A 25,701-nucleotide genomic window follows, 5' to 3' on the forward strand; every position below is an offset into this window, starting at 1 on the left:
ACGCTTGTTCGGCCATACTCTTACTCATTGAATGAATTTCGCGCTGCCTGACCGGCCGCCCGATCAAGCTCGACGGCTGTCATAAAGGTTTCTCCCCTGCCCGTGATATGAGACTGTATGGCAAGTTACTCACATTGCGCCAGACTGAAAATATACTCGTATTCTGACTCGCCCCCTGGCTGCCAGCTGTATTGATCACTGCCGAGCAAGCTAAATCTGTCATCAAGAAAAGGTGCCTTCGTGTCCACCAGCGTCCAAATGAGCGATATCCACCTCTCGTACTCAACAGAGTCAGGTATCGTTGAGGTGCTTAGCAGTGCCTCACTCAAGGTTCCACCCGGTGAGACTCTCGCCATTACTGGCCCGTCTGGCAGTGGAAAGACCTCCCTGCTTCTGCTGCTCTCAGGCCTCCAGCGTCCGGACAAAGGCGAGATTCTGGTCGGCAGTCAGCGTCTTGGCGACATGGACTCCAATGCCATGGCCGATTGGCGCAGTAAGCACCTCGGCATCATCTTCCAGTCGTTCCATTTGCTCCCCGGCCTCACCGCACTTGGGAACGTCAGCCTGCCGCTTGAAATTGCCGGCCAGGCGAAAGCCCGCGATAGGGCGACTGCAATGCTGGAGGCTGTTGGCCTCAGCCATCGGCTGCAGCATCACCCGGGGGAGCTGTCTGGCGGTGAGCAACAGCGTGTTGCGATTGCCAGGGCGCTTGTCCACCAGCCAAGCCTGCTGCTGGGCGATGAGCCCACAGGCAACCTGGACCACAAGACCGGCGAAAAGGTGCTCTCGTTGCTGTTCGATCTCCACAAGGACAGTAAGTCCACGCTGGTCCTGGTAACGCACGATGAGCGTGTGGCGGAGCGTTGTCAGCATCGGGTCAGGATGGAAGACGGGCGCCTCTATGAAGTCTGCTAACGCTGCCAGCCCTCTGTGGATGCTGAAATTCGCAATCACTGATCTCCGCTCACGCATTTCGGCGCTCAAGGTCTTTCTCGCCTGTCTCATCCTCGGCGTCACCCTGGTGGCGGCTACGGCGAGCCTCTACCGGGTCATCGAGCAAAGTATGCTGGCGGATACCCGCGCCTTGCTCGGCGGGGACGTCGAGCTCGATGCCAGTGAACCCTTACCGGATGAAGTGCGTGAATGGATTCATCGTAGTGATGATCTTTCCCTGGTCAGGGAGTTCGACACCATGGTCAGTGGCAGCGATGGTGAAGGTTTCTTCAGAGCCCAGATTTTAATTCCAGACGATGCTTATCCACTATATGGCGACCTGGAGCTGACGCCGGACCAACCGCGCTCGGCACTCAACGCACGCCAGGACGATCTCTGGGGAGCCATTATCGATCCCCTGCTTGCCGAGCGTCTGGGCCAGTCCATCGGCGACCAGATTCAGATTGGCGCCGCGACCTTTCGCATCAGCGGCCTTATTCAGGCGCAGCCCGATCGCAGGCTGAATGCCAACTGGCGAGGTCTGCCAATCATGATTTCCGAGCAGGCGCTGGAGGCCACTGAACTGATTCGTCCGGGTAGCCGCGTCGACTACGAGTACCGGGTGAAGACTGAAGGCGATCTGGGCGTCTGGCTGAGCGAATTCGAACAGGCTTTCCCTGAATCGAACTGGGATACCACTACCTTTGCTGAACGCAGCGAGCGTCTGTCCGAGCGGCTTGACCAGATTGCGACGGCACTCATCCTGATCGCCTTCACCACGCTGTTTATTGGCGGCCTGGGTGTGGCCAATAGCATACATGCCTATCTGGACGAAAAACTTGGCACCATTGCCACCTTGCAGACACTGGGTTTGCGTCGCAAGCCCTTGGTGGGCATCTATCTCACGCAGATCGGAATACTGGGGAGCCTGGCTGGCATTATCGGCGGGGGAATTGGATTGGTCCTTTCTGCAGTGGCAATCAGTCTGGCTGGTGACTCCTTTGCGATATCCGGGCGCGATGGAGACTGGACGGCCCTGTGGTTGGTGCCACTGCTTCTGAGCTGGCTCTTCGCCACGTTGACGGCTTATGTATTCGCGTTACCGGCGCTTGCCAGAGCACTCGCTGCTTCACCAGCAGGACTATTCAGAGGCGAAGTCAAGGCCGCCAGTCATGAACCCAGGAGCTGGAGGATAGCGAGTTATCTGCTGCTGGCGGTTTACATTGCTGCCACGCTGTTCTGGTTGCCATCGCCACAACTGGGATTCCTGTTCCTGTTGGCCGTCCTCTTGCTCTGGGCATTGCTGGAAGGCGTGATCAAAGGATTGCGCCGTGGTGCCAAAGCTCTGGAGAATGGCGGCTTCGCAGATCGTAACTTTGCCCGGAGACTGGCGCTGGCCAACCTTCACAGACCGGATTCGCCGCTGCGGGCGACGCTGCTTTCGCTGGGCACAGCGCTGACGCTCGTAGTGGCATGCACATTGATCGTAGCCACACTGCTGCGAGCGTTGGAGACCACCATTCCAAGTGAGTCACCCGCCCTGATTCTGTACGAAGTCTTCCCCGACCAGATGAGTTCGCTCGAGGCTGATCTCGCATCAATTGATCCGTCCAGCACGACAGAACTCCTGCCACTGGTTCGCGCCCGTCTTACAGAGATCAACAATGAAACGATCTCCGACCTGCTTGCGGAGAACCCGCGGGCCAGGCGCGAAGCCATGGGCGATGAGTACAAGCTCACGTATCTGTCAGGTAATCCGGAAAATCTTGAGCTGGTCGATGGCAGCTGGTGGGCATCACCTGCACCCGCAGGGGCGCCTGCCTTCATGGCGATGGAAGATCGGGAGGCCAATCAGTTGGGCTTGGGCGTTGGTGACCAGGTAGAGCTTACCGCTGAGGGCCAGCCAATAGCCGCCGAAATACGAGCTATCTTTCGCCAAAAAGGTCTTCAGACCAGGTTCTGGTTCGAAGGTATTCTGCAGGATGGTGCGCTGGAGGGCTTGATTGGGCGATACGTAGGGGCTGTCTATCAGAGTGATCCGGCCGCGAAAGAGTCGCAGCAGTGGTTAGCGAGAAATTTCCCCAATGTGATCACACTCCGTACCGCCGACTGGCTTGAAACAGCTGGTGATCTACTCAACAAGGCAGCTGCCGGGCTTGCATCGGTTGCGACGGTCAGCCTCCTGGCAAGCCTGCTTGTACTATCAAGCGTGGTGAGCGTGAGTCGCAGGCGCCAACTGTATGAGGCCAATCTGCTGCACTGCCTCGGCGCCAGGCATCAGGCCATCCGACTATCCATGCTGCTTGAAACCGGCTTGCTGACCCTTCTTGCGACGCTTTTCGCCACCGCTCTGGGTGCGCTGATTGCCCTGCCCCTGGCTGCCATAGCGCTAAAGCTGCCAGCAGGCGATCTGTGGTGGCTGGGCGCACTGGTGGCAGGCATTGTCAGTTCACTTGCGCTACTGGGCGGTCTGTTGCCAACACTCAGGGCAATGAAGCTCAATCCAGCACTTTTACTGAGGGAAGGTTGATGGTGAAACAATTGGACGACAGCCGTGTTTACCTTCGCCCCAATGCGAACTGAACCGCCTGCTCTGCGTGTATTTCGGTGGTGTCATAGAGGGGCACATCTGTATCCGAGCTCTGAATTAAAAGTCCTATCTCCGTGCACCCCAGGATAACACCTTGAGCGCCACGATCAGCCAGTGAGGCTACCACTTCCAGATAGGCGGTCCTGGAATCAGCGTTGATGTCCCCTCGGCACAATTCATTGTAAATAACCGAATGAACCAGTTCCCGCTGGGCATCATCAGGCACGATCACCTCGATCCCATGAGCCTGCAGACGATCCCGGTAAAAGGCCTGTTCCATGGTAAATTTTGTCCCAAGCAAGCCTACCTTGGTGATGTCATTCTTTTGCAGTGCACTGGCGGTAGCATCCGCTATATGAAGAAGCTGGATGCCCATTGCCTGCTCGATTTGAGAGGCGACCTTGTGCATCGTGTTGGTACAAAGAACCACAAACTCTGCGCCGGCGGATTCAACAGCCCGGCCGGCCAAGCCAAGAATTTCAGCAGTGGCGTCCCAATCTCCCTGGTGCTGCAGAGCCTCTATTTCTGCAAAATCCACGCTATAGAGAACCAGTTTCGCCGAATGAAGTCCGCCGAGTTCGTCTCTCACTTTCTGATTTAACAGGCGGTAGTAAGTCTGAGTCGATTCCCAGCTCATTCCACCGATCAGGCCAATTGTCTTCATCGATACACTCCATGTTTAATCATCAGACCCGCCGCACGGCTTCCAGCGCCTGCTCAAGGATAAGCCCCTGTTTCGCTGCATGCTCAGCCATATCAGCGCTATCCGTGGTACTGATGACCTCACAATCAACCCCGGCCTCTCGGGCCAGATTCACTATGGCTTCGGAGCGCTCCGGATCGTGGCTGACATCTCGGATGTAAATAGCCAGGATGCGTCCGGGGTTTTCCGAGAGGATACGGGTATAGGTTTCTGGATCATGCTGGCCTGAATCCCCCACCAGTACGAACGACATGCTGTCATACAGGTCAAGGACATGACGGATAGCGTCCAGCTTGTGGTCGCGGGCACGGCGGGGTAAGAGACTGCCACGCTTCATGCCCCATTCGCGCAGTATCAGAATGGGTCCATTCGGGATCCTGTGCAGCTGAAACATCGCCACCAGCACCTGGTAGATACTCCAGGGGGCGCGAGACACATACACAAGAGGGTTGCCATCCTCACCACTACGTCCCTGATAAAACCCCTGATACAACTCAGGCACTCCAGGGAAAATCACGCGGCTATCCGACCCCAAGGCAAACAGGCGCCACAGCATCTTCGCCGTATTCGCCACTCCGGTGTAAACGACGGTATCGTCGATATCACTAATAACGCCATAGGTAGCGGCATGGGTGGGCGTAAAAAATTCGCCGGTGGTCGTGGCACGCTCATCGACAGGCTTGTCCAGAGACAGCTCAACCGAGTGCCAGGTGACGTCCGAGGGCATGGTCCCAAGTGTCATATCGACGCGAAAGAAGCCATGTCGATCCGTTTCGACAACTGTCGTGGTGTCCTTGTATCTGACCCGCACCCGCGCACCCACGATGGGCTTACGCCACAGTCTTCGAAGCAGGTCCACCAAATCGCGCTTCAGTCGGTCCTCCTGCATGGATGACCCAAAGCCTGGCTGATGAAAGACCCGTCCCATTAGAAACACGCGATCTCTGGACCCATAACCCAGGTATGGGTGGATGAATAAGCCGCCCCGTCCGTTGTCGCCTTTAACCGGCGCTGCCAAAACCCTGAGCCCCCGGCGCAATGATATCAGGTAGTCACGGAAGCGCTTACGCCATTGCATCGAAGGCGCTCAACGGGATACCTGGACATTGCGCAGCTACTGACGATAGTGGGCCGTCTGGAGGAAAGAGGATGGATGTCATGTTTCGGATGGTAAACCAGTACGGAGAGCGTGCCAACCGCTTGGACGCCGCTCCATTGGCTTTTGGCAGAATCCAATGCCTGGCAGGTTTTACGAAGCGCTTCGCTTCTGTGGCCGCTTTCTTGTGCCTCCACTACTCATCGCTCCACGTGCAGCTAATCCGAGCAGGCGAAGAAACTTCGGACATTCCAGATGACTTGGCGCAGAACAAACGGCGGCATGCCGAAGACCGTCGCGCATCGCCATCAGTTTTTGAATGCGCCTATCCAGTTCATCTGCCTTGTTTGCAAGCAATTCGCGGTCAATATTCGATTGTAGCGCCGTGGGTGCGACAAATCGTCGGACGACTGACTGCTTGAATCCGAAGGTGGTGTTCTCACACGGATTACCCGGTGAGCAGGCCGGCTTCACGCCGAACCACATCCATAATCCGCTGGTTGGCCAGGGTACGTTCGTGGGTCATCAGTTCGCTTTCAGTCTTGCCCTCCGCGATGCAGTTGACCACATGCCGAATCTGATACTCGAAGCCGTTGACCTCGAACGGACGATCAACTGTCTGGACGCTGTCGTCGGTCCCAACCAGGCTGACCTTCTCCGCTTGCCAGAAATTACTGGCAAATACGATGCGTCCTTTGTTCCCAAAAACGATCAATTCGTTGTCGTATTTATTCTCGAAGCTGCAAAGCAACTGACTGACCTTGCCATGGGGATAATGCAGCTGGATGGCGCAGGTTTCATCGACCCCGGTCGGTCCCAGACGGACCTGAGAAACGATAGCTTCGGGATTAACCTGCATGAACCACTGTGAAGTAGCCACGGTATAGATTCCCATGTCCAGCAGGACGCCGCCAGCCAGATCGAGGTTTAAAAGGCGGTCGTCTGGTGTGCGTGGCACAACAAAACCAAAGGAAGATCGTACACCGCTGATCTCACCGATTGCGCCTTCCGCTACCCAGGCAGTGGCCTGTTGAAAGGCGGGCAGGAAGAGTGACCACATGGCCTCCATCACAAAGACCCCTTTGTTCCTGGCGGCCTCGAATACGCGCTCGGCATCGGCAGCCGTAACCGCAAAAGGCTTTTCCACCAACAGGTGTTTGCCGCAAGCTATTGCCGCCAGCGCCTGTTGGACATGAAAATTATGCGGCGTGGCAATGTAGATAGCATCCAGACGGTCATCCTGGTAGAGCTTTTCATAATCGTCATAAACGGTGTCTATCTGATGATCATCAGCAAACGCGCGACCACGATCAGCGTTGCGGCTGGCCACAGCCTTGAGCGTGCCGACCCCGTCAGCTGTCATCGCCTGAGCAAATGTCTCGGCGATCCGTCCTGGCCCTATCAGCCCCCAGTTGAACTTCATAATGTCAGCCTCGCATGCGCTGGTAGTGCATCGCGATTGTGCCGCCGCGGCTCGCAGTCGGCAATGCCCTCATGGTGGTCGACGCAGCCGTCCAGGGTGACGTTGAGGCTGAAGGTGAGAAGTCCCATGCGAGTTACTCCGAGTGCGAAAGATTATGCTCATCAAGAAGCTTGACCAATTGCCTTGCTTCAAAACTCGCGGAGCAATAATTAAGAAGTCGATGTCAGAACCGTCCAGAAACCGAGCTTCCGCCGAACACAAGGTGCTTACGCCCTCCGGGCGTGAACAACCCGTAGATCATAGCCATGTCGGGAGCGCTTGCCCCCAAATGCCGATCCGGAGATGCTTGCTGGTCACGTTTTGGCGGTCGTGCAAGGCATGTCGACGTTGGCGAAGGATGGTGCCAATCGCAACAAGCTGCTACGCATTGTCGAGGGTTGCATGTCAGCCTGGCCGCATACACTCCATCAAGGACTAATTCGCATCTATTTGCCCGATTTCCTTGCGGAAAAGTAATTTTTTTAGCAGTCTCTGTTAACAGTAAAGAAAAATCCTCATGAAGAATTAGCGGAGACGAGCCCATGAATACCTCATTGAAGCTGAAAAAACTGGCTGGAATTTCGGTAATCGCTTTTGCGACGATGACTGCGGTGAATTCCGCTAGCGCGGCCAACTGGCGCTATGCCCACGAAGAATATGAAGGCGACGTCCAGGACGTTTATGCCTATAAATTTAAAGAGTTTATCGAAGAAAACTCCGATCACACCCTGCAGGTTTTCCGCTTCGGCGAACTTGGTGAGTCCGACGACATCATGGAGCAGGCCCAGTCCGGGATTCTCAACTTCGTCAACCAGTCCCCGGGATTCACCGGCTCGCTGATTCCCGAGGCCCAAATCTTCTTTATCCCCTACCTGATGCCCACGGATATGGACACGGTGATCAAGTTTTTCCGTGAGAGTGAGGCGATCAACGAGGATTTCCCCAAGCTCTATGCCGAGAAGGGTCTTGAGCTGTTAAAAATGTATCCCGAAGGAGAAATGGTCGTGACCGTCGATGAGCCGGTGACGAGTCCAGCGGAATTTGACAACAAGAAAATTCGGGTCATGACAAATCCGCTGCTGTCGGAAACCTACAATGCATTCGGTGCTACGCCGACACCACTGCCCTGGGGCGATGTCTATGGTGCGCTGCAGACCAACATGATCCAGGGTCAGGAGAACCCGATCTTCTGGATTGAGTCTGCCGGTTTATATGAAGTTTCACCGAATCTGGTTTTCACCGGCCACGGCTGGTTCACCACCGCCTCCATGGCCAACAAAAAGTTCTATGACGGCCTGTCTGATGAAGACAAGAAGCTGATTCAAAATGCCGCCGACTACGCATTTGAGGAAATCATCACTCACATCGACGGCCTGGCGGACGAAGCCCTGGCAAAAATTCAGAAAGCCAGTGACAAGGTCACCGTCACTCGTCTGAATGAAGAGCAGATCGAACTGTTTCGCGCCCGTGCACCGCAGGTCGAGAAGAAGTTCATAGAGATGACTGGCAAAAGTGGCGAAGCGCTGCTTGACCAATTCCGCAAGGATCTTGCAGCGGTCACCGAGTAACACTGGGGGTTACCGCCCATGAGTGAGAACACATCTGATGATGATACCGGAGTCTTTGAGTCGGGGTTACCAGGCATTCTGGGTCTCATCGATGTCCTGATCAGCAAGATCGAAGCGGTCATGCTGGCCGCAGGTGTCCTGCTGATGGCTCTCAATACCTGCATCAACGTCATTGCGCGGTTCGTGTTCGGTGAAGGCCTGTTTTTTTCGGGCGAGATCAATCGCATTATGATTATCTTCGTAACCTTTGCCGGTATCGGCTATGCCGCGCGGCATGGCCGCCATATCCGCATGTCAGCAGTTTATGACGCACTGCCGAAAATGGGACGAAAGGTGCTGATGATCGTTATAGCCTTCTCAACTGCGGCGGTGATGTTTTTCCTTTGCTATTACGCCTACGGCTATATTGAAACGCTGTACGGCCGAGGGCGTATTCTGCCCGCCCTAGGGATACCCATCTGGACGATCTACGTTTGGGCACCGGTCGGGTTCGCGATCACCGGAATCCAGTACTTCCTCACCGGCATCAAAAACCTCATCTCCGGGGACGTCTACCTATCCACCGGAGTGGTCGATGGCTATGCCGATACCGAGTCTGAAATATGATCGGACAGCGATAGGGAAACACAGAGGACAGATCCATGGGAATGACCCTGATGCTCATCATGATTGGCCTGCTCCTGCTGGGCTTCCCCATGATGATCCCCCTGATAGTCGCATCGATCGTTGGCTTCGTCATGATGTTCAACGGGCTAGGCCAGATGGAAACCTTTATTCAGCAGATGATGGGCGGCCTCCGACCCGCTTCGCTGATCGCCGTACCCATGTTCATTCTGGCCGCCGACATCATGACCCGCGGCCAGTCTGCGGACCGGCTAATCAACATGGTCATGTCCTTTATCGGCCACGTGAAAGGCGGCCTGGCGATTAGCACCGCCGCCTCCTGCACCCTTTTTGGCGCGGTGTCCGGGTCGACCCAGGCCACGGTAGTAGCCGTGGGCTCACCACTGCGGCCGAAGATGCTCAAGGCAGGCTATTCCGACTCGTTTACACTGGCACTGATCATCAACGCCAGCGACATCGCATTTCTGATTCCCCCCAGCATCGGCATGATTATCTACGGCATTATCTCCCAGACCTCCATTGCCGAGTTGTTCATCGCCGGCATCGGCCCGGGCCTGATGATTCTGGTGATGTTCTCCCTCTACAGCCTGTTCTATGCCTACAAGTACAATGTACCCACTGAAGCAAAAGCCACCTGGAGCGAGCGCGGTCGCTCGGTGCGGCTGGCGATCTGGCCATTGTTTTTTCCGGTCATCATCGTTGGTGGGATCTATGGCGGTATCTTTAGTCCGACCGAGGCGGCCGCGGTATGTGTACTCTACGCATTTTTGCTGGAGTTCGTGGTCTTCAGGTCTTTGAAAATGCCGGATATCTACCGCATTGCCAAATCGACCGGCCTGATTACCGCAGTCGTTTTCATTCTGGTGGCCGTGGGCAATGGCTTTTCCTGGATTATCTCCTTCGCCCAAATCCCCCAGGCGGTGCTAGAGAGTGTCGGCATCGCCGATGCTGGCCCAGTCGGCGTCCTGGTGACTATTTGTGTCGCCTTCTTCATTGCCTGCATGTTTGTTGATCCCATCGTGGTGATCCTGGTGCTGACGCCGATTTTTGCCCCGGCCATCCAGGCCACCGGTCTCGATCCGGTACTGGTGGGCGTACTGATTACCCTGCAGGTGGCCATCGGCTCGGCGACGCCGCCCTTTGGCTGCGACATCTTTACCGCTATAGCCATCTTCAAGCGGCCCTACTGGGAAGTGATTCGCGGTACGCCGCCGTTCATCTTCATGCTGGTGGCCTCAGCCGGGCTGATCATCGCCTTCCCGCAGATCGCGTTGTTCCTGCGCGATCTGGCGTTTCGATAAGGGCACCGCGAGATCACAGGGGAGCGATGAGGTGGGTCATTGTTGCGCGCGCACTACACCTGTACAGGGAAGAGCGTTTGCTCTGCATCTGGCTGCCATGCAGGGTATTTGTGCATTGCGTTGTTAAACAGCGAAGAGTTCAGGTGCCTCTGTAACCAGCGCTGCAAGTTCGGATAGGGCGCGTGGTAGAACCACGTTTTATCGGTGTGAGCAAATTGGCGCACGAACGGAAAAATAGCCGCATCAGCAATACTGATGCGGTCCGTAATCAAGTAGGCACGCCGCGCCAGCCGCATTTCTAACTCTTTTAGAAATACTTCGCCTTCGCGCCGATAAGCCTCTGCCGATTGCTGCGGGTGGCGGTCGGCGTATTTGTAGCGGTCCAAGGCCTGCTTGAATTGCTGGTCGTTGCGCTCGATCAGCGTTTGGGCTTCATGCTGCTGCTTTTTGCAGTTGCGCAGCAGCCAAGCTTCGGGATCAGAGCGTGCGAGCGCCCACTGCATTATCTCAATACTCTGTTCTATCACAGCGCCATCCGGCAGCACCAGTACCGGGACCGTCGCTTTGGCTGAGGCGTCGATGAGCGCCTGAGGTTTATCTCTGAGTACCACCTCACGCAAAATAACCTGGCGCGCGGCGTAAGCCAACGCCAGCCTGGCGCGTATCGCATAGGGGCAGCGGCGGAAAGAGTAAAGAATCGGCAGTTGAGCAATTGGCATATAAAAAGTTAAAGCGCAAATATCGCCCGATTGTACCGCATAAAGCGTCCTGCGCCCCCTGAATTAGGGTTTTCCTTCAAAGCAGCTATAGTTTATCGAGTGTGGAAGCTCCTGGGGAGCGATCAACTGGGCATCCTGAATGCGGATGCAGTTGGCATTGAACATCACTCTGTTCGCTTGTATTACAACAAGCTCGAGAATCGTCTGTGCCTACCCATAACACCAGCCCATCTTTCTTTGGAGTATATTGATGTTTAACAGCCGGCTCAAAAAAGAACTTGAAGAGCAGCGAGTTGAGTTAGCCAAGCTGCGCCAGCTGACTGATCAAATCGACCGAAGCATGTTATCAGTTACGCTGAGTGCGGAGTTTGCCATAACCTCGCTGAATCAGGACTTTGCCAGCGCATTAGGCTACCAGCGAGAGCAGCTGCTCAGCCGGCCGCTCTCCGAGATTGTTCCACCCTACGTATCCAAGCTCCCCTGTTTTCGTGCCTTCCATCAGGCTATCGCGCAATTTGCGCCTGTCAGTGACAACTATCGCTACCTGCGCTCTGACGGCTCGCTGATTTGGCTCAATGTACACTGGCTCCCGATTCGTGGCGGCGACGGCAAGCTGTCTCACGTTCAGGGCTATGCGCGCGACGTCACCAATGCAGTGGAAGGCGCAAAAGAGAGTGAAGCATTTATTGATGCGCTGATACGCTCTACCGCGGTCATTCAATTCAATCTTGATGGCACTGTTATCACCGCAAATGAGCAATTTCAGCGGGCTATGGGTTATCGGCTCGAACAGCTGGTTGGCCAGCACCACCGGACATTCTGTTCTACTGAGGAGGGCGCCTCGGCCCAGTACGCCGCTTTCTGGTCGAAACTGAACAGCGGAGAATTCGTGGCGGGCCGCTTCAGACGCATCGACAGCCGTGGTTCCGAAGTATGGCTGGAAGCAACTTACAATCCGGTCTACGACGCCGAAGGCAAGCTTTATAAAGTTGTGAAGTTCGCCACCGTGGTTACTGACCAGGTGGCACGGGAAGCCCAGGTTCGCGAGGGTGCTGCTATCGCATTTGATGTCTCTCAGCAAACCGACGTCAGCGCAAAAAAAGGCGCCACTGTTGTAAAACAGACCGTCGACACCATGAAGAAAATAGCCGACCAGATGCAAGCTGCTACGAAAAGCATCGAAGCCTTGGGCAAGCAATCACTACAGATAAACGCTATCGTTCAAACTATAGGTGGCATCGCAGAGCAGACAAATCTTCTGGCATTGAACGCTGCCATTGAAGCCGCCAGAGCTGGGGAACAGGGGCGTGGCTTTGCGGTGGTGGCCGACGAAGTGCGCCAGCTGGCAGGCAGGACCAGCACGGCCACGGAGGAAATCGTGAGGGTGGTCGAGAAAAACCATGGGCTCTCTGACGAAGTTATGCGTCAGATGTTTAACACCCGGGAGGAAGCTGAGCAGGGTCTGGAACTGGCAAGCCAGGCAGGTGCCGTCATTGTGGAAATTCAGGAAGGCGCCAAGCAGGTGGTAGATGCAGTTGGACGCTTTGCAAACGAATTGCGATAGTGGCTTGCGTGATCTGAGGGCCTACGCTAACGCCCATCGCCCTCGACCATGCGATCGCGTCCCCAGCTCCGTAACATCAGCCCCCTGATCCGTTCAATGGCCTCCGCCTCTACTGCAGCGGGCTCGCCGGGTTCCTGAGCATCGAAGTGGAAGATATAGATACGCGACGCGAAGGCTTCGAATTCGAGCGATGACTCGCCGTAGCGCTCGCCGTTGTCGGCAGTGCTCACCACAACACCATCACCCCAGTCCTGCCCGCTGTCATTGTTGGGATTATAGAAGAAGACCCTCATCTGCCCACCTGGGTCCAGCGCAACGCGCTGAATAGCGATCGCATGCCAGCCGATGAAACGAGCCACGCTATCGGTAATGGCGATCCCGGCGGGCTGCGGATGAATCAAAGGCTGATTGCCATTGAAAAAGGGATGGTAGAAAGCGTAGAAACGACGCATGTAATCTTCGAGATCAATAATATTGCCGGTAGCAACGTCCACGTTGATGCAGAAACCGCGGCCTACCCGCCAGCCGTGGAATTCCGGATTGATCCAGCGATGGGGATCGCCTTCACGCCCCAAACAGAGCCGCCCCATTTCCTGATAGATATGATCCAGATGTGGTACCAGAATCAGGGACACCGGATCGAGATCAACAGGCAGTGCCTCGATACCCGCTGCCAGTGCAGCGCGTGAAGAAATCGCCTCTCCTTCAAAATGCATGACGATTTCATCATCGCGTGCAGCCGAAGCAATGAGCTGAAGAAGATAATCAGGCACGATATAGGACCAGATCGACAGCGCTCGTGCTGACTGGCAGGTCGGGTTATTGCCCTGCCCTATGCCAAGAGGCAGACCGAGCATAAGCAGCACACCATGCAGCAATTGCGTTCGTGCTGAAACGCCAGTCCCGAAGCCAGCGTGAATCCGCTGTTCAGTTCGCTCCGAGAGAGGCAGACCAATCTGCCGCCAGAGCGAAGGGCCTACCGCGGGCTGATAGAGAATACCTCGTTCCAGCATCGAGCTCAGGCCAAATATAGCCTGAGGGGTTTGCGGGGTCACTGCATGCTGAACCAGCTCGAGTACAAGGTCGTGATAGCAGACCAGACAATCCCTGCCGGTCCCGGACAGCCCGAGCGCGTCGACCAGCAGCTGCGGGGAATTCTCGACGACGGTCTGTAGAAGCACAGCGTGGTAGGGTGACACGAGTCCGGTATCATGCATAGAGCGCACGAAGCCCGCCGCTTCAGCCTGCAGAGCCGTGTGGTCAAGATAGTCGATGCGCTGCCGGTAAACGTCTACACCAGGATCTTCCCGGCACAGTTGCGTTGGTCCGTACAAGGCGCTGATCAACCGATCAGCCCCCTGCATGATGCGCTCCGTCGCGGCACCCGGTTGCCTGGCCGAGCCACGACAGACGGCGATCTGGGTAATCATCTGTTTCACGCCATCAAGCTGGATGGGGCGCTGGCGTAATATGCGCCAGATCTCCTCGATGAGTCGGTCGATGATGTGTTCAAAACCGATACGCTCAGCCAGGTAATTGAGTAGAGCCCGTGGCACTTCTGCAAGACGGCCCTGAGTCTCTCGCTCGGCCTCGGTCAGCGGATTGAAGAGCATGGCCAGGTTCACAGCCAGAACCTGAGTGAGAAAGTGGTGTGCCTGCTCTGCCGACAGATCAGGACGAATGTACTCACCCATGGCAATAGCCAGCAGACGCAACTCGCTCAGCGTCTCGATAATGACGAGATTCGAGTCAGGCGATCGGAGCGAGTGGCAGGTCATCGCCGGCACCAGAACCTGGGGCTGAGCCCAATCGGTACCAAGGAACCCACCAGCCTGCTCGAACACCACTGCACGTGAGGCTACTTCACCCAGGCCGCCCGCCATGATTATGCGGCGCACAAGATCGAGTACCGGTGACAGCTTTGGAAACTTGGCGAAATCAGGCGCTTTGGCGAGTCGCGTTATGGCCTCGTCCAGCTTGAGACAAAGCTGCTTGCACTGCGTCTGATCAATCGGCACTGGTTCAGTCATGACTAAATATAATAGTCCAATTCTTCCTGACGCTTCAGCAGCTTATGCAGTGTGTCCGCGTTATCGCCCTTGAAGTAAGCAAGTCCCCAGTGCGTGCCGAACGCAGTACGCTTCGTCACCGTTTCTTCAAGCGGCGTACTCAGTTCATGCGACTCGAAATAAGGATGCTGTTCAGTCTCCTGGGGGATTTCGAGCTTGCTGACGACACGACGCCGTGGATACACACCAAAGCAGCCGGCGTAGCAGCTAGCGTCCACAACTTCGCGAGGAAAGAAGTCAGTGATCTCTTTCTCTGTGGTTTTTGGATCGAATGCGAGAATGAGGCCCTTATAGGCATTGAACCCATACGCCCGCTCAAGCAACTCGAATACCTTGAAACCAGGCGGCCGATAGGCCACTTCACCGAAGTACATCTCGCCATCGCTGGTAACGAAGTATTCCGGATGAATGAAGCCGAACTCGATATCGAAAACCTGAATCAGCTTCTCGATCTGCCGTGTGATTTTTTCCCGGTACTTTTCCAGTTCCGGCGATGCCGGCACGTACACGGAGTAACCGAGCGTCACATATTCTGAAATATTCAGGAAACGGATCTTGCCGTTGTGAATCCAGGCTTCAACTGCAAACTCCCAGCCATCAAGGTGTGACTCTATCAGCGCCGGAAATTCGTCGTCTGGAATGCCATCGACATCGTCGGGCGTGCGAATCACACGGTGGCCAAGGCAGCCAGCCTTATCGAAAGCCTTGAAGTGAATCGGATCATTAGGGTCGCCATCGAGCTTGAGCAAAGTCTGGTTGACCCGGCGCAGGAATCGTACGACGTCGTCTCTGTCATGCGCCTCTTCGAAGATACCCACTCGAATGCCACCGAGCTGCGCCCTACGCTTCATCAGCGACTTGTCACGCATGAGCATGGACTGTCCCAGCAGGCGGGGTTTATCAAGCAGCACGGAGTTGATGGCACCAGCCCATTCGACCGTTTCTTCAAACAACGGAATGGCAACGTCGATGCCTTTATCCTTCAACTTTTGCGCGATTTCCATCGAACGATCATTGAGGCGCTCAAAATTCCATGCCATATATGGAATGTTGTGGGTTGTGCAGTATTCTTCAGCCCAGTCCGGGGCAACTACAAGATAGCGGCGATCGAAATCAGCAGCGGCTTCCACCGCGTTAAGACTCCAGCCGAGTAAGGCGATATAACCCTTGTCCGTATTGGTGTTCATCTGATCCTCGCTGGTAACAAGCTGAAAGCTCCGGCAGTCCTGGCCCAAGCCCAGATGTGATGGTCTTGATGTCCTTTCCGTGGACAGTAGTAGGGCCATGACCCTACAGAGCCCGCGTGCGACTTGCAAATGAGCGCCAGATCACAGCCAGGCAACTTATTGCTCATACTGCATTTTATGCCGCAGCAATGCATGAGCCAGGTCGGTCTTTTATTCTTCAAATCTCACGTCGTACTTATCCAGCAGCGATTTCTCCTGTATGCCTTTCAGTGCCAAACGTCCTTCATTCCAGATTCTTATAAGCTTCTGCCTTTTTGCTGCAGGAATCTTTTTCGAGAAGATCGGCCGTTCAACCAATTTCTTTTCCAGTCCAGGGCGCACGATCCGCAGATCCTCTTCGAGACCCAGCCTGTTCAAGGCGTACTGAAGAACAAGGTCATTATCCACATAAGTATCGACCCTGTGGTCCCTGATCATGCGCAAGGCTCGGTCAACTACGTCGTCGTCACCCGCAATCACTTCAACAAAACTCGAGTGTTTCGGGTCATCCAGGTAGTTTTGATACTCGACGCTCATTGAACTGTAGTCCCAGCCCGGCCCGGTGGCGACGCGCCGTCCTTCTACGGACTCAATCCCGCTATAGCGCCAGGAATCGTCCCGTCTCACCACAAATGCTGTGGTATAGGCGAATGTGGGTTCCGTAGCATACACGAAGTCATTTTCTGAATTTTTGGAGAAGAGGTATTCCGGCAACATGTCGCAAAGCCCCTCTGCCACCATATCCAAGCCCCTAGCCAAAGGGACTTCAAAATACTCTGTCTGGTAGCCTTTCGAGGTGTATATTTCGTCGACCATGTCTATAACGACGCCGCGAGCAGGAGATGCTTCTGAAGGAAACATCGTCATTGGTGCCCATTGGTCATAGCAAATTTTTAGTGGCTCAGCCTGGCTCTGACTAGCTGCTGAAAAGAACAGCGAAACAGCTACATGACAATACAGTTTATTTCTCGACACGGTCGCGACCTTTTGCTTTGGCACCATACAGCTTCAGATCGGCGCGTTTAAAGAGCTCGACGATCGAATGATCTTCAAGCGCTGATGATTCGACGCCAAGGCTCACAGTGTAGGAGAGTGTTCTATCTTCAAACTCCAGCGTTGATTCTCCGATAGCCTGCCGCATTTGATCGGCAAGCTTAACCGCATCATCAAGGGAGGTATCAGGCAGGAAAACACCGAACTCCTCGCCACCAAGTCTTCCGAGGAGATCAGATTTTCGTAAGATCGCACGGATAGTCTGTGTGAAATGGATCAGCACCTTGTCGCCGACTACATGACCAAAGGTATCGTTGATTTTCTTGAAGTGGTCTAAATCCATTAGGATAAGCGCTCCAGGCGATTCCTGACGTCTGGAGAGGGCAAGCAAGTGCTGCGCAGTTTCGAGAAAGCTCCCCCGATTCAATATGCCAGTCAAGGAGTCTTTGGTAGCCAGGTCCTTGAGCTTCTCATTGAGAATCTGCAGCTCCTCTGTACGCTCTGCCACAGCCTGTTCAAGCCAGCTTCGCTTTGCCTGCTCATCCTCCAATAGACGTTCCTGATCACGCTCCATGGCAGCGAGCATTGCATTCATATGGTCCTGAAGTCGACTGAGTTCATTATCGTCTATGTTTGGCAGGCTGATGCGTTGTCTGCCGTTATGGCTGAGTTGGACCTCTTCAACCTGACGCATCAACTCTCTCAACGGACTTGCCAGATAACGATCGAACGCCCATATAAAAAGCCAGAATAAGACAGAGAGCTTTATGATTGCCGTAACCGCAATCAAGAAAAACCCGAACAGGACTCGATCAAGAATAACCTCTGAAGAGGAATATAATGTGAGCATTCCCAACGAGATCTGTTTTTCCTTCAGTACCCAGTTCAATTCTGCTGTCGTACCGAAAGTTGACATAGGTGCCGAACCGGGTGGATAGATTCTTCTCGAAATCATCGGTTCGCCATTCTTATCAGCGATATCGACGCCTACTATAATCGGCATTTTAACGAGCCCGGCAATAAGCGCATCGAGCTGGTTCTGGTTATATTGCCACAAACTGGTAGATATGGGACCGCTGACTGTTTCTTCCAGCTGCTTCAGTTCATTCAAGATCGAATCCTGAGTTTTCAGATATTCACTCAGGAACTGGAGGCTTGTAATCAGGCAGGCCACACCAAAATAGATGGAGAAAATAACCCGCATCATTTTTTTGGACAGATTCTTTGGACGCAGGAAGCTCGTAGACACTAAGTATGATCCTCTCCGATTAGCTTAAGGGAAAAACTTCTCGTGATTTTGTCAAGCGCAGTCGCGGCTGGGCTTTGTCTGACCCGCCACGAATTATCGTGAGGTGATTCGCCTGCTCGCGGATGTAAATAATCAGCGATGTTCATATGCATCACAATTCAATCAAACGAATGGATGAGACAAAGCTCGTAAGACAGCTCATCACCGCAGTAATTGCTGCTTCTGGCAGCGGATTTGCCTCTAGACCAACACTTGCCGTGTACCGCTGATGTATTGATGGATCTGACGCTCTGTTTTTGAATCAATCATCTCTTCTGGTCCGCGACCATTTGGGCAAAGCATGCGAGGTGTGGTGCCAAACAGTCGACAAATCAACGGTCTTTCCGCGTATACCGTGCAACCTTCAGGGCCCAGGTGCACGCAGTCGAGCTCAGTGAGTGCGGCTTCATGCTCGGCATCAGTTTTCACTGGCAGGCGCGACATTTCTTCAGAGGAAGTCGTGACCGGCCCGCAGCAATCGTGGCAGCCCGGCACGCATTCGAAGGACGGAATCCGCTCGCGCAGACGTGCGATGATTTCTCGGTTAGTGCTCATCCGGGACACGCCTATTCGAGTTCATTTTTCAACGAGTGAATATCCGGCGCGTGGAAAATGAACGTGCAGCTGTCCAAATTCGTTACTGTGCCTTGCGAGTATGATTCGATCCTCTGTCAGGGCAGCCAGAACGCCTGTAACAGGTAGGGTGCCGTAATCAGTGGGTGACACCTGGACCACTGTACCCTTCGCCACTGGCACTTCCTCTACGCTGGGTGGGAGTGAACGGGGTTCTGATTCGCGTGCCGCTGCAAACGCGGCATCAAGCGTGACTTCCTCGCGTCGGCCGTGCCCGATGTCGCTAACGTGCTGGTACCAGGCTTCAACCTTTGGTCCTGATTTGAGCGGACGCCGGTTGCAGGCAACGTAGAGCCAGAGCGGATGATAGGTGGCGAAATCTGCAACTGAAACTGTCTCGCCGCCAACCCATGAGTGCTCAGTCAGTCTTTTTTCAAGGGCAGCCAGCAGGTCGTCCAGTTCGGCCTCGGCCCTCGGCCCCTGTGGTGGGCGAACTGTACCGCCTTTCATCATGCCGGTTCTATCCTTGATGAAGTGGTACGTGCCCACCGGTCCGATCTGCAGCAGCATTGTGCCTAGTAGCCGCAGTGGCTTGACCGCGCCGATAGCGGCGAAGAACGCTTTCTTTTCCGCTTGCTCCATCAGCGCTGCAGCCGCCGAGTCGACCGCCGCCGGATCAAGCGCTGAGCAATCGGTCGCTTTTGCGATTTCCCGCGCAATAAGCGCAGTGTCACAGAATATGTCCGCGCCTACCTGCGCAACAGGAATTCGTCGATAGCCGCCTGTGAGTTTGTCCAGGCCTGGCCGGGGGGGCTGTACTGGTGAGATAACTGACTGCCAGCCAGCGTTGGTCAATCCGAACATCAAGCGAATTTTTTCGGCGTAGGGAGAGCTGTCGTAGTGGTGGAGAATCATTGAGTTATTCATTGTTCCTGGCTGCTCCTGTCCAGTCGCTCTGATACGGCAGGGGCCGAGCAATCAGCTAGCCCTGAGCCAGGTCACAGCCGCGGTCTCGCAGCAAGGCCAGCTGCTCTTCGCTCTCAACGCCTTCTGCGATGACCTTGAGCCCAAGACTATGAGCCATGACGATGATGGTCTTGACGATTACTTCGCTGCCAGGGTCTGTTGTTACTTCGGCAATGAATGACTTGTCGATCTTGAGTGTGTCGATTGGGAAACGCTTCAGGTAACTCAGGCTGGAATACCCCGTTCCGAAGTCGTCGAGAGAAATACTCACCCCCAGTTCGATCAGTTCCTCCATCGTGCCGATGGCTGACTCAACATCATACATCAGCGCGCTTTCCGTGATCTCCAGTTCCAGCCCGGACGGCGGCATACCCGTCTCATCCAGGATCTGACGAATGGTAGCCACGAGGTCTTCCTGATGGAGCTGTCTGGCGGAGAGGTTCACTGCTACTCTCAGCCCCTGCTGGCCGGCGCATTGGCGGCAGGCCTCGCGCAACACCCATTTACCGATGGGGACGATCAATCCAGTCGTTTCAGCCAATGGAATGAAGCGGTCGGGGCCAATCATACCCTGCGTGGGATGATGCCAGCGCAAGAGGGCCTCCAGCCCAACAATTGCCCCCGACACAATATCCATCTGAGGCTGATAGTAAAGCACGAACTGCGCCTGCCCCAGTGCATGTCTCAATGATGTTTCCAGCTCCAGCCCATCATCGACGGCCTGGTCGCTGCCCGCATCGAAATGCAGGTAGTTACCCCCCCCTTTCTCCTTGATGGTGGCCATTGCACTTCTAGCGCTGTTGATCAGTGCATCGATGCTCCTGCCCTTATGCGGGTACTCCGCGATGCCGATACTGCATGAGACGAAGAGCTCTCGGCTGTCATCCAGGACTATGAGCGAATGCAGTGCACTACTGATGGCGCGGTTGATCCTGGTAGCGCCGGCAGCGCTCTGGCCTGGAAGCAGGACAACAAATTCGTCACCACTCCAGCGGGATACTGTATCGGTCTTGTCCACGCACGAGCTGATCATTTTGCCACGTGACGGAGCACTTCGTCGCCGCCAGCATGTCCCAAGCTGTCGTTGACCTGTTTAAAGCGGTCGATATCCACATACAGCAAGCTGACAAGGCCTTTAAAGCTGTCAGCCTGAAAAATGGCCTGCTGCAGCCGGTCAGTGAGCAGCAAGCGATTTGGCAGATCCGTCACATTGTCGAAATTCGTCAGATAATCCAGTTTCTGGCTCTTCTCCAGGCCGGCAATCGCGAATGAGATATCGCCAGTCACCTCCTGTAAAAGCTTCATGTCAGAGTCATCGAACGAGAAGGACTCGTGCCGGTTGAGCAGAAAGGCCGCTTCCAGGGCATGCTCATGCAAATTCAGTGGGAAGGCCGCCAGGTCGTTCCGCACAACGATGCGATGGTGCTGGACGCAGTCGCTGACGGCCTCCATTTCGTCACCGGTCAACCGTCGGACTTCGATCGGTGTTGCGGCCGCATGCGCACGCAGAATAGTGCATTTCCCGGACTGGGTATCCTGCTGCACAACCAGTGCGGCAGACAGTCCGCCCTCTTCCACCGTAATGCGCGTAGCGCACTCAAACAGATGGTCGAGGCTCTGACTGCGCACGATGAGGGTGTTGATACCGCTCAACACTTTATGCATGCGATTGAGGCGCATTATTTTCTGTTCAGCTGCCACACGCTCGGTAATGTCCACGATGGCAGCTACCACGAAGCGGCCATCGGCCGTCTGGACAGGATTCAGCGCAATCTCAGCCCTGAATCCAGTGCCGTCCTGGCGCAATGCAAACAGCTCCCGACCTTCTCCCATGATTCGCTGCTGAGCGTGGATCATATACTCGCTGCGGTATGCCGAATGACCCTGACGAAACTGATCGGGTACCAGCTGCTCCACAGACAAGCCCACCAATCGATTGTCCGCATAACCCAACACCGAGTGCGCCAGGCGGTTGCCCATGCGGATGATGCCGAGCTCATCGATCATGATCGTGGCTACAGGCGAGGAGTCGATGGTGGAGCAGAAGCGTTCTTCTTCGCAGTTGAGCGCGTCGGCGCCAAGCCAGCCGACAAAGCCAAGCACCAGAATGCTGGACAAACTGCCCAATGCGAAACCGAATGCCTCCGAATAGTACCCCGCCAGCACACCCTGCAGGCTTAGCCAGCTCATGAGGATCGGCGTTGCTGCGATGAAGGGAAACAGGCGCCGAAGCGAGCGGCCCCCAACGAAACGACTCGTGGCAGAACTCATCAGGCCTTCGCCAGGCCGCACGAACAACATCCCCACCCCACAGAGGACGAACAGCACAGCGGTGTGCAACGCCATGGTCGAGAATACCGGCAGCCTGAATTCTTTCACGCCAAACGCATAGCCGATCACGGCTGCGCCGCCGATAATGGCCACTGCAAGACCGAGGAGTTGCAGTATCAGAATGGAGTGACGTCCAGAGATCACAGCGATCAGCCACCCAGCACCAATCATACTGAAACACAGTGCTGTACCAACTGACATTCGCCCGGGCCAGTTCTCTGGAGCGGTTGCAGTATCAGGAATCAGAATATTATCAATGCCCAGCAGCAGACCTGACCCATATTCGAATAGCGTGAGGCCCGAGATTAAAAACAACAGCAAAGCCAGGAGCGCAGCCACCGGATCCTTAGGTGGAGCTTCAGAGGGCGCTTTGCGAACCAGAATGACCCCGCAAGTGACGAAACAAAGTGCCGTGTTGAGCTTCATCGACTGAAAGGTGGGTAGCAGACGTTTTCCTGCTTCGATATCAAAGACCCAGGACACTATCACCAGAACGCTGATAGCGATGACTGCCCAGCCAATTTGACCGGCCATGCTGCTGTAGATAGCTGGCGAGCTGAGAGCTGAACTTTTGAGTAGATAGTTTAACGCTGGCATGGGGGTGCCTCTTCATCATAAGACAGTCTGAAATCATCCAGACGGACGCAGTTTCGTCCAGCCGCTTTAGCAAGGAAGGGCGCATAGTCAGCGCGCTTGATCTGCAGCATCCGATTGTTATTTGGTCATCCACTCATACCAGGCTAGTCCACTTTGCTGAAAGGCAAGCCAGAGGCTCGTATCTGGATCGAAGCAGCCGGACAAGGTGGCTACTTAACATCGGGACGCTACTACTTCAGATAAGCTTAGTCTAGCAAATAGGTGGGCTTCACGATCGGACCCGGAATTAAAAGCGTCTGCTGGAGGCGAAGGACAAACCGTACACCGCTGGCAGCAGATCAATATCACTACCCATCCAATAACAAAACTTGCCCGCCAAGGTAACGCTTTTCTCAGCGGCAGCGTGCCGTTGGCGGCTTTTTTGCCAGCAAAGTGCCGCAGAAAAGATGCCCACTGTGCGATATCGCTAGCAGCAACTTGTTACTGATTGAGGCTTCTCCCCAGCCCAGCGCTTACCCGCTAAGCTGGAAGGCGACCAAGCACTACATGGGAGAAGACTCATGAACTTTTACCATAGCACCCACCGCCATTATTGTGGAATCGATTTGCACGCCCGCAGTCTGTATGTCTGCATCATCGACCAGGCTGGCGAGGTGTTGCTCCACAAGGAAATCAAAGCCCAAGCGGAACCATTACTAGCCCTGCTCGATCCCTTCCGTGATGACCTGATCGTGGGCGTCGAATGCATGCATTGCTGGTACTGGATCTCTGACCTGTGTGAAGCACATGGCATTCACTTCATTCTGGGCCACGCGCTCTACATGAAGGCCATCCATGGCGGCAAAACCAAGAACGACCGCATCGACTCCTTCAAGATCGCCATGCTCATGAAGGGCGGCAATTTCCCGCTGGCCTACGTGTACAAATGAATGCCTGGTGCCCCTGACCTACCGATGGAACGACCGGTCAGGCTGTGGCCCAAAGCCACGTAAGAGAGCCCCTATATGTGTTTGCTGGGAGTGCCTGACAGCCCCGCGAGACTGACGAAGGAGGCGTTCTCGTTCATGGATTTAGGCTGGCCGCTGGCGCGGCCAAAACCACTATTGCCTATTGACCCAGAGAAGACTCATATGTGTTAACTATCACTGCCACTGCAGCTTGAGATCTCTATGCGTAGCTGCGCAATCTCGGAGATACAGATTTATCAGACTCTGGTAAGGGATGCCCTTCCGCTCAGACATTTGCTTGAAATACTCGACAGTGTCCTCGTCAAGCCGAATGGTGACTTGCTTCTTAAGCTTCGCAGAATACGGATTGGGCTTGGAGTCAGCGAAGTCATAGTTATCACGCATGACGGAACCTCTCATATAGTTTTCTTTTACGTTTATCAGCTTTTCGGGCAGAAATGATCCGAATGCATTCTCGCTCTCTGATGCAGTGACAAACAACCAGCAGTTTTGAGTGGATACTGGTCCCCAGGAGGAGGAGGAGGAAACGATCCTCGTCAGGCTCAGAATGATCTGCATCGCTCATCAACCAAACTCGTCAGTAAACACGGTCTTCGTCTCTTTGAAAGAGACGCCATGTTTGCGCAAATTGGACTCGCTTTTTTCAGCGTCCCATTGGAAGGTCGGATGATGAATAACCTACATTGTACTTACAGTGTAGTGGCATCTCCAGCACTATCTGATAGTTAACGCTGCCATCATGGGCAAATTGGAGTGTAGTATTTTGTGCAAACATTGAGCGCAGCGAAAGCACAAAATACGGAGTGGAAATTTGTCCCTTGCATGGCCTTGGTACATTTAGCTGGCCAGTGCACGGAGAATAACCGCTGGCTCCTTGGCGACAACATTGAGAAGGACGCGTGCTGGACCATGGGGCTGACGGGTTCCCTGCTCCCAATGACGTAGCGTACCGAGACTAATGCCGAAAGCAGCCGCAAACTCACGCTGCGACATGCCTACTTGGCTACGGATTGCCTTGACGTCGATCGGCTTGAACTCATGCACAACCGCAGCCACAGGTTTGCCCTGAGCATGCTCAAGCGCTTCTGTAAGTCCAGTAGAGATACTTTTGAATGCTTCACTCATGGCTTCAACCCTGCAGCTTGTAAGATCAGTTTGGTGAGTTTGGCGAGCTCATTCCTTTCCGCTTCTGACAGATTCGCTCGTTCATTCTTGCCAAACATCGTCAGAAGATAGAGGGGCAAGCGCTCATCATGGTAATAATAGATAACGCGAAAGCCGCCACTTTTGCCACCGCCTGGCCGAGCCCATCGCAACTTTCGTATACCGCCAGCACCTCGAATCAGAACGCCAGACTTCGGAAACTCTGCCAAGTGAGAAATCAAAAGCTGACGCTCCTGCTCTGACAGAAGCGACTGCGATTTGCGTAAGTATTCTGGAAGTTCCACGACTGTCTGCATAAGCCATAGTAACCCATTGGGTTACCTCAGTCTAGACGAACTTATTTTGAAATGTAACGCTCCGCTAATGTGCGCCGCCTGCGGCGTCACCATTCAGCGGCTTGTTAGCAGCTTCAAGCTGGAGACGTTCGACCAACCACACCTTTATGATCGATTGCCGGGTGACGCCAATTCGCGCAGCCTGCCGATCTAACGACTCGACCACCCAGGCTGGGAAATCGACATTTATACGCTTTTGGTTCTGGTTGACACGGCGCGCAGTCGAAAGATCGAGATCCTCAATGATATCGTCTTCACCCTCTTCAAACTTTTTATCGAAATCTTTAGCCTTCATAAACGTCCACCTCTTTTTTACGCGAGCGCCGCACAGAGATTATCCGAGTCTTTTCGTTTCGGTAGGTGACCACAGCCGACCAATGTTTCTCCCCTATCCGACCGATAAGCAGAAACCTGTCCTCGTCTGCCGACTTTGCCTGGATTTCGATAAGGTCGGGGTCGTCCCACAGCCTTTGAGCGGACGGAAAATCTATCCCGTGCTTCTCAAGGTTGACTTCACTTTTTGCTGGATCAAATTCAAACTGGCGCATGAGTATAAAATATTCCTTTTCTACTCATACCGCAAGATGCAAAAAGAATGGGTTTGACTGCTAACGAGGCTGTAGAAAAACCA

The 25,701-nt window shown here is 54.5% G+C and carries 26 protein-coding genes and 2 pseudogenes; 8 read left to right on the plus strand and 20 right to left on the minus strand.

Annotated features, from left to right (window positions below):
- Positions 1 to 240 precede the first annotated feature (240 nt).
- On the plus strand, positions 241 to 915 hold the full coding sequence (locus ABD735_RS12065; protein WP_344806717.1) for an ABC transporter ATP-binding protein: 675 nt from the start codon (positions 241 to 243) through the stop codon (positions 913 to 915).
- The gene (locus tag ABD735_RS12070; protein WP_344806719.1) at positions 902 to 3,463 is read left to right on the plus strand and encodes an ABC transporter permease; all 2,562 of its coding nucleotides are present in this window, start codon (positions 902 to 904) and stop codon (positions 3,461 to 3,463) included. The genes ABD735_RS12065 and ABD735_RS12070 overlap by 14 nt, the downstream gene beginning before the upstream one ends.
- Positions 3,464 to 3,491: 28 nt before the next feature.
- On the opposite strand, the gene ABD735_RS12075 is transcribed toward ABD735_RS12070, so the two are convergent.
- Together ABD735_RS12075 and ABD735_RS12080 are read right to left on the minus strand one after the other, a co-directional pair.
- A complete protein-coding gene (locus ABD735_RS12075) occupies positions 3,492 to 4,187 on the minus strand; it encodes an aspartate/glutamate racemase family protein (protein ID WP_344806721.1) in 696 nt (231 codons plus the stop codon).
- A gap of 22 nt (positions 4,188 to 4,209) precedes the next feature.
- Positions 4,210 to 5,304, minus strand: coding sequence for an App1 family protein phosphatidate phosphatase (locus ABD735_RS12080; protein WP_344806722.1), 1,095 nt, complete (start codon positions 5,302 to 5,304; stop codon positions 4,210 to 4,212).
- Between the two features lie 71 nt (positions 5,305 to 5,375).
- On the opposite strand from ABD735_RS12080, the gene ABD735_RS12085 reads away from it, so the two are divergent.
- On the plus strand, positions 5,376 to 5,744 hold the full coding sequence (locus ABD735_RS12085; RefSeq protein ID WP_344806723.1) for a hypothetical protein: 369 nt from the start codon (positions 5,376 to 5,378) through the stop codon (positions 5,742 to 5,744).
- Between the two features lie 26 nt (positions 5,745 to 5,770).
- Here ABD735_RS12085 and ABD735_RS12090 read toward each other — a convergent pair whose 3' ends face one another.
- Both ABD735_RS12090 and ABD735_RS12095 read right to left on the minus strand, forming a co-directional pair.
- The gene (locus tag ABD735_RS12090; RefSeq protein ID WP_344806724.1) at positions 5,771 to 6,745 is read right to left on the minus strand and encodes a Gfo/Idh/MocA family protein; all 975 of its coding nucleotides are present in this window, start codon (positions 6,743 to 6,745) and stop codon (positions 5,771 to 5,773) included.
- Positions 6,742 to 6,873: a hypothetical protein gene (locus ABD735_RS12095; protein WP_344806725.1), complete on the minus strand. Its 132-nt coding sequence runs from the start codon at positions 6,871 to 6,873 to the stop codon at positions 6,742 to 6,744. The genes ABD735_RS12090 and ABD735_RS12095 overlap by 4 nt, the downstream gene beginning before the upstream one ends.
- Before the next feature lie 513 nt (positions 6,874 to 7,386).
- On the opposite strand from ABD735_RS12095, the gene ABD735_RS12100 reads away from it, so the two are divergent.
- Genes ABD735_RS12100 through ABD735_RS12110 form a run of 3 tightly spaced genes read left to right on the plus strand, consistent with a single transcriptional unit; the run spans position 7,387 to position 10,277 of the window.
- The gene (locus ABD735_RS12100; RefSeq protein WP_344806771.1) at positions 7,387 to 8,352 is read left to right on the plus strand and encodes a TRAP transporter substrate-binding protein; all 966 of its coding nucleotides are present in this window, start codon (positions 7,387 to 7,389) and stop codon (positions 8,350 to 8,352) included.
- A gap of 18 nt (positions 8,353 to 8,370) precedes the next feature.
- Entirely contained in the window at positions 8,371 to 8,958 is a 588-nt protein-coding gene (locus tag ABD735_RS12105) for a TRAP transporter small permease (RefSeq protein WP_344806726.1), read from the plus strand.
- A gap of 35 nt (positions 8,959 to 8,993) precedes the next feature.
- Positions 8,994 to 10,277: a TRAP transporter large permease gene (locus tag ABD735_RS12110; RefSeq protein WP_344806729.1), complete on the plus strand. Its 1,284-nt coding sequence runs from the start codon at positions 8,994 to 8,996 to the stop codon at positions 10,275 to 10,277.
- A 53-nt stretch (positions 10,278 to 10,330) separates the two neighbouring features.
- Here ABD735_RS12110 and ABD735_RS12115 read toward each other — a convergent pair whose 3' ends face one another.
- Complete coding sequence (locus ABD735_RS12115; protein WP_344806731.1) at positions 10,331 to 10,996, minus strand: glutathione S-transferase; 666 nt, start codon at positions 10,994 to 10,996, stop codon at positions 10,331 to 10,333.
- 250 nt (positions 10,997 to 11,246) lie between these two features.
- Between ABD735_RS12115 and ABD735_RS12120 the strand changes: the two genes are divergently transcribed.
- The gene (locus tag ABD735_RS12120) at positions 11,247 to 12,560 is read left to right on the plus strand and encodes a methyl-accepting chemotaxis protein (protein ID WP_344806733.1); all 1,314 of its coding nucleotides are present in this window, start codon (positions 11,247 to 11,249) and stop codon (positions 12,558 to 12,560) included.
- A gap of 26 nt (positions 12,561 to 12,586) precedes the next feature.
- Here the strand turns inward: ABD735_RS12120 and ABD735_RS12125 are convergent, their stop codons facing one another.
- The 8 genes and pseudogenes from ABD735_RS12125 to ABD735_RS12160 form a co-directional block, all read right to left on the minus strand.
- A complete protein-coding gene (locus tag ABD735_RS12125) occupies positions 12,587 to 14,590 on the minus strand; it encodes a hypothetical protein (protein WP_344806735.1) in 2,004 nt (667 codons plus the stop codon).
- A gap of 2 nt (positions 14,591 to 14,592) precedes the next feature.
- A complete protein-coding gene (locus tag ABD735_RS12130; RefSeq protein WP_344806737.1) occupies positions 14,593 to 15,816 on the minus strand; it encodes an ATP-grasp domain-containing protein in 1,224 nt (407 codons plus the stop codon).
- Between the two features lie 210 nt (positions 15,817 to 16,026).
- On the minus strand, positions 16,027 to 16,830 hold the full coding sequence (locus ABD735_RS12135; RefSeq protein WP_344806739.1) for a substrate-binding periplasmic protein: 804 nt from the start codon (positions 16,828 to 16,830) through the stop codon (positions 16,027 to 16,029).
- Positions 16,817 to 18,097 (minus strand): sensor domain-containing diguanylate cyclase, encoded by a 1,281-nt coding sequence (locus ABD735_RS12140; protein WP_344806741.1) that lies wholly within the window; start codon positions 18,095 to 18,097, stop codon positions 16,817 to 16,819. The genes ABD735_RS12135 and ABD735_RS12140 overlap by 14 nt, the downstream gene beginning before the upstream one ends.
- A 240-nt stretch (positions 18,098 to 18,337) precedes the next feature.
- Positions 18,338 to 18,691, minus strand: coding sequence for a YkgJ family cysteine cluster protein (locus ABD735_RS12145; protein WP_344806744.1), 354 nt, complete (start codon positions 18,689 to 18,691; stop codon positions 18,338 to 18,340).
- A gap of 21 nt (positions 18,692 to 18,712) precedes the next feature.
- The gene (locus ABD735_RS12150; protein WP_344806746.1) at positions 18,713 to 19,636 is read right to left on the minus strand and encodes a glutathione S-transferase family protein; all 924 of its coding nucleotides are present in this window, start codon (positions 19,634 to 19,636) and stop codon (positions 18,713 to 18,715) included.
- A gap of 55 nt (positions 19,637 to 19,691) precedes the next feature.
- Positions 19,692 to 20,459 carry a putative bifunctional diguanylate cyclase/phosphodiesterase gene (locus tag ABD735_RS12155; RefSeq protein ID WP_425548607.1) on the minus strand — a complete coding sequence of 256 codons (768 nt, stop codon included), beginning with the start codon at positions 20,457 to 20,459 and terminating at the stop codon, positions 19,692 to 19,694.
- Positions 20,460 to 20,486: 27 nt separating this feature from the next.
- Positions 20,487 to 22,603 (minus strand): annotated as a pseudogene (locus tag ABD735_RS12160) (diguanylate cyclase domain-containing protein); the annotation flags it as partial.
- Between the two features lie 560 nt (positions 22,604 to 23,163).
- Here ABD735_RS12160 and ABD735_RS12165 point away from each other — a divergent pair.
- Positions 23,164 to 23,526 (plus strand): annotated as a pseudogene (locus tag ABD735_RS12165) (IS110 family transposase); the annotation flags it as partial.
- Between the two features lie 219 nt (positions 23,527 to 23,745).
- On the opposite strand, the gene ABD735_RS12170 reads toward ABD735_RS12165, so the two are convergent.
- The 7 genes from ABD735_RS12170 to ABD735_RS12195 all read right to left on the minus strand — a co-directional run bounded on the left by ABD735_RS12170 (position 23,746) and on the right by ABD735_RS12195 (position 25,618).
- The gene (locus ABD735_RS12170; RefSeq protein WP_344806752.1) at positions 23,746 to 23,970 is read right to left on the minus strand and encodes a BrnA antitoxin family protein; all 225 of its coding nucleotides are present in this window, start codon (positions 23,968 to 23,970) and stop codon (positions 23,746 to 23,748) included.
- Positions 23,948 to 24,136: a BrnT family toxin gene (locus ABD735_RS12175; protein WP_344806754.1), complete on the minus strand. Its 189-nt coding sequence runs from the start codon at positions 24,134 to 24,136 to the stop codon at positions 23,948 to 23,950. The genes ABD735_RS12170 and ABD735_RS12175 overlap by 23 nt, the downstream gene beginning before the upstream one ends.
- Positions 24,136 to 24,198 carry a BrnT family toxin gene (locus tag ABD735_RS20190; RefSeq protein ID WP_425548608.1) on the minus strand — a complete coding sequence of 21 codons (63 nt, stop codon included), beginning with the start codon at positions 24,196 to 24,198 and terminating at the stop codon, positions 24,136 to 24,138. The genes ABD735_RS12175 and ABD735_RS20190 overlap by 1 nt, the downstream gene beginning before the upstream one ends.
- A 210-nt stretch (positions 24,199 to 24,408) precedes the next feature.
- Positions 24,409 to 24,696 carry a NadS family protein gene (gene nadS / locus ABD735_RS12180; protein ID WP_344806757.1) on the minus strand — a complete coding sequence of 96 codons (288 nt, stop codon included), beginning with the start codon at positions 24,694 to 24,696 and terminating at the stop codon, positions 24,409 to 24,411.
- Positions 24,693 to 24,956 carry a type II toxin-antitoxin system RelE/ParE family toxin gene (locus ABD735_RS12185; RefSeq protein WP_344806759.1) on the minus strand — a complete coding sequence of 88 codons (264 nt, stop codon included), beginning with the start codon at positions 24,954 to 24,956 and terminating at the stop codon, positions 24,693 to 24,695. Before ABD735_RS12185 ends, nadS begins: the two co-directional genes overlap by 4 nt.
- 139 nt (positions 24,957 to 25,095) lie before the next feature.
- Positions 25,096 to 25,365 carry a type II toxin-antitoxin system BrnA family antitoxin gene (gene brnA / locus ABD735_RS12190; RefSeq protein ID WP_344806761.1) on the minus strand — a complete coding sequence of 90 codons (270 nt, stop codon included), beginning with the start codon at positions 25,363 to 25,365 and terminating at the stop codon, positions 25,096 to 25,098.
- Complete coding sequence (locus ABD735_RS12195) at positions 25,355 to 25,618, minus strand: BrnT family toxin (protein WP_344806763.1); 264 nt, start codon at positions 25,616 to 25,618, stop codon at positions 25,355 to 25,357. The genes brnA and ABD735_RS12195 overlap by 11 nt, the downstream gene beginning before the upstream one ends.
- Positions 25,619 to 25,701: the final 83 nt, after the last annotated feature.

It is taken from the genome of Allohahella marinimesophila (genome assembly GCF_039538005.1).
GTDB classification, from domain to species: Bacteria; Pseudomonadota; Gammaproteobacteria; order Pseudomonadales; family Oleiphilaceae; genus Allohahella; species Allohahella marinimesophila.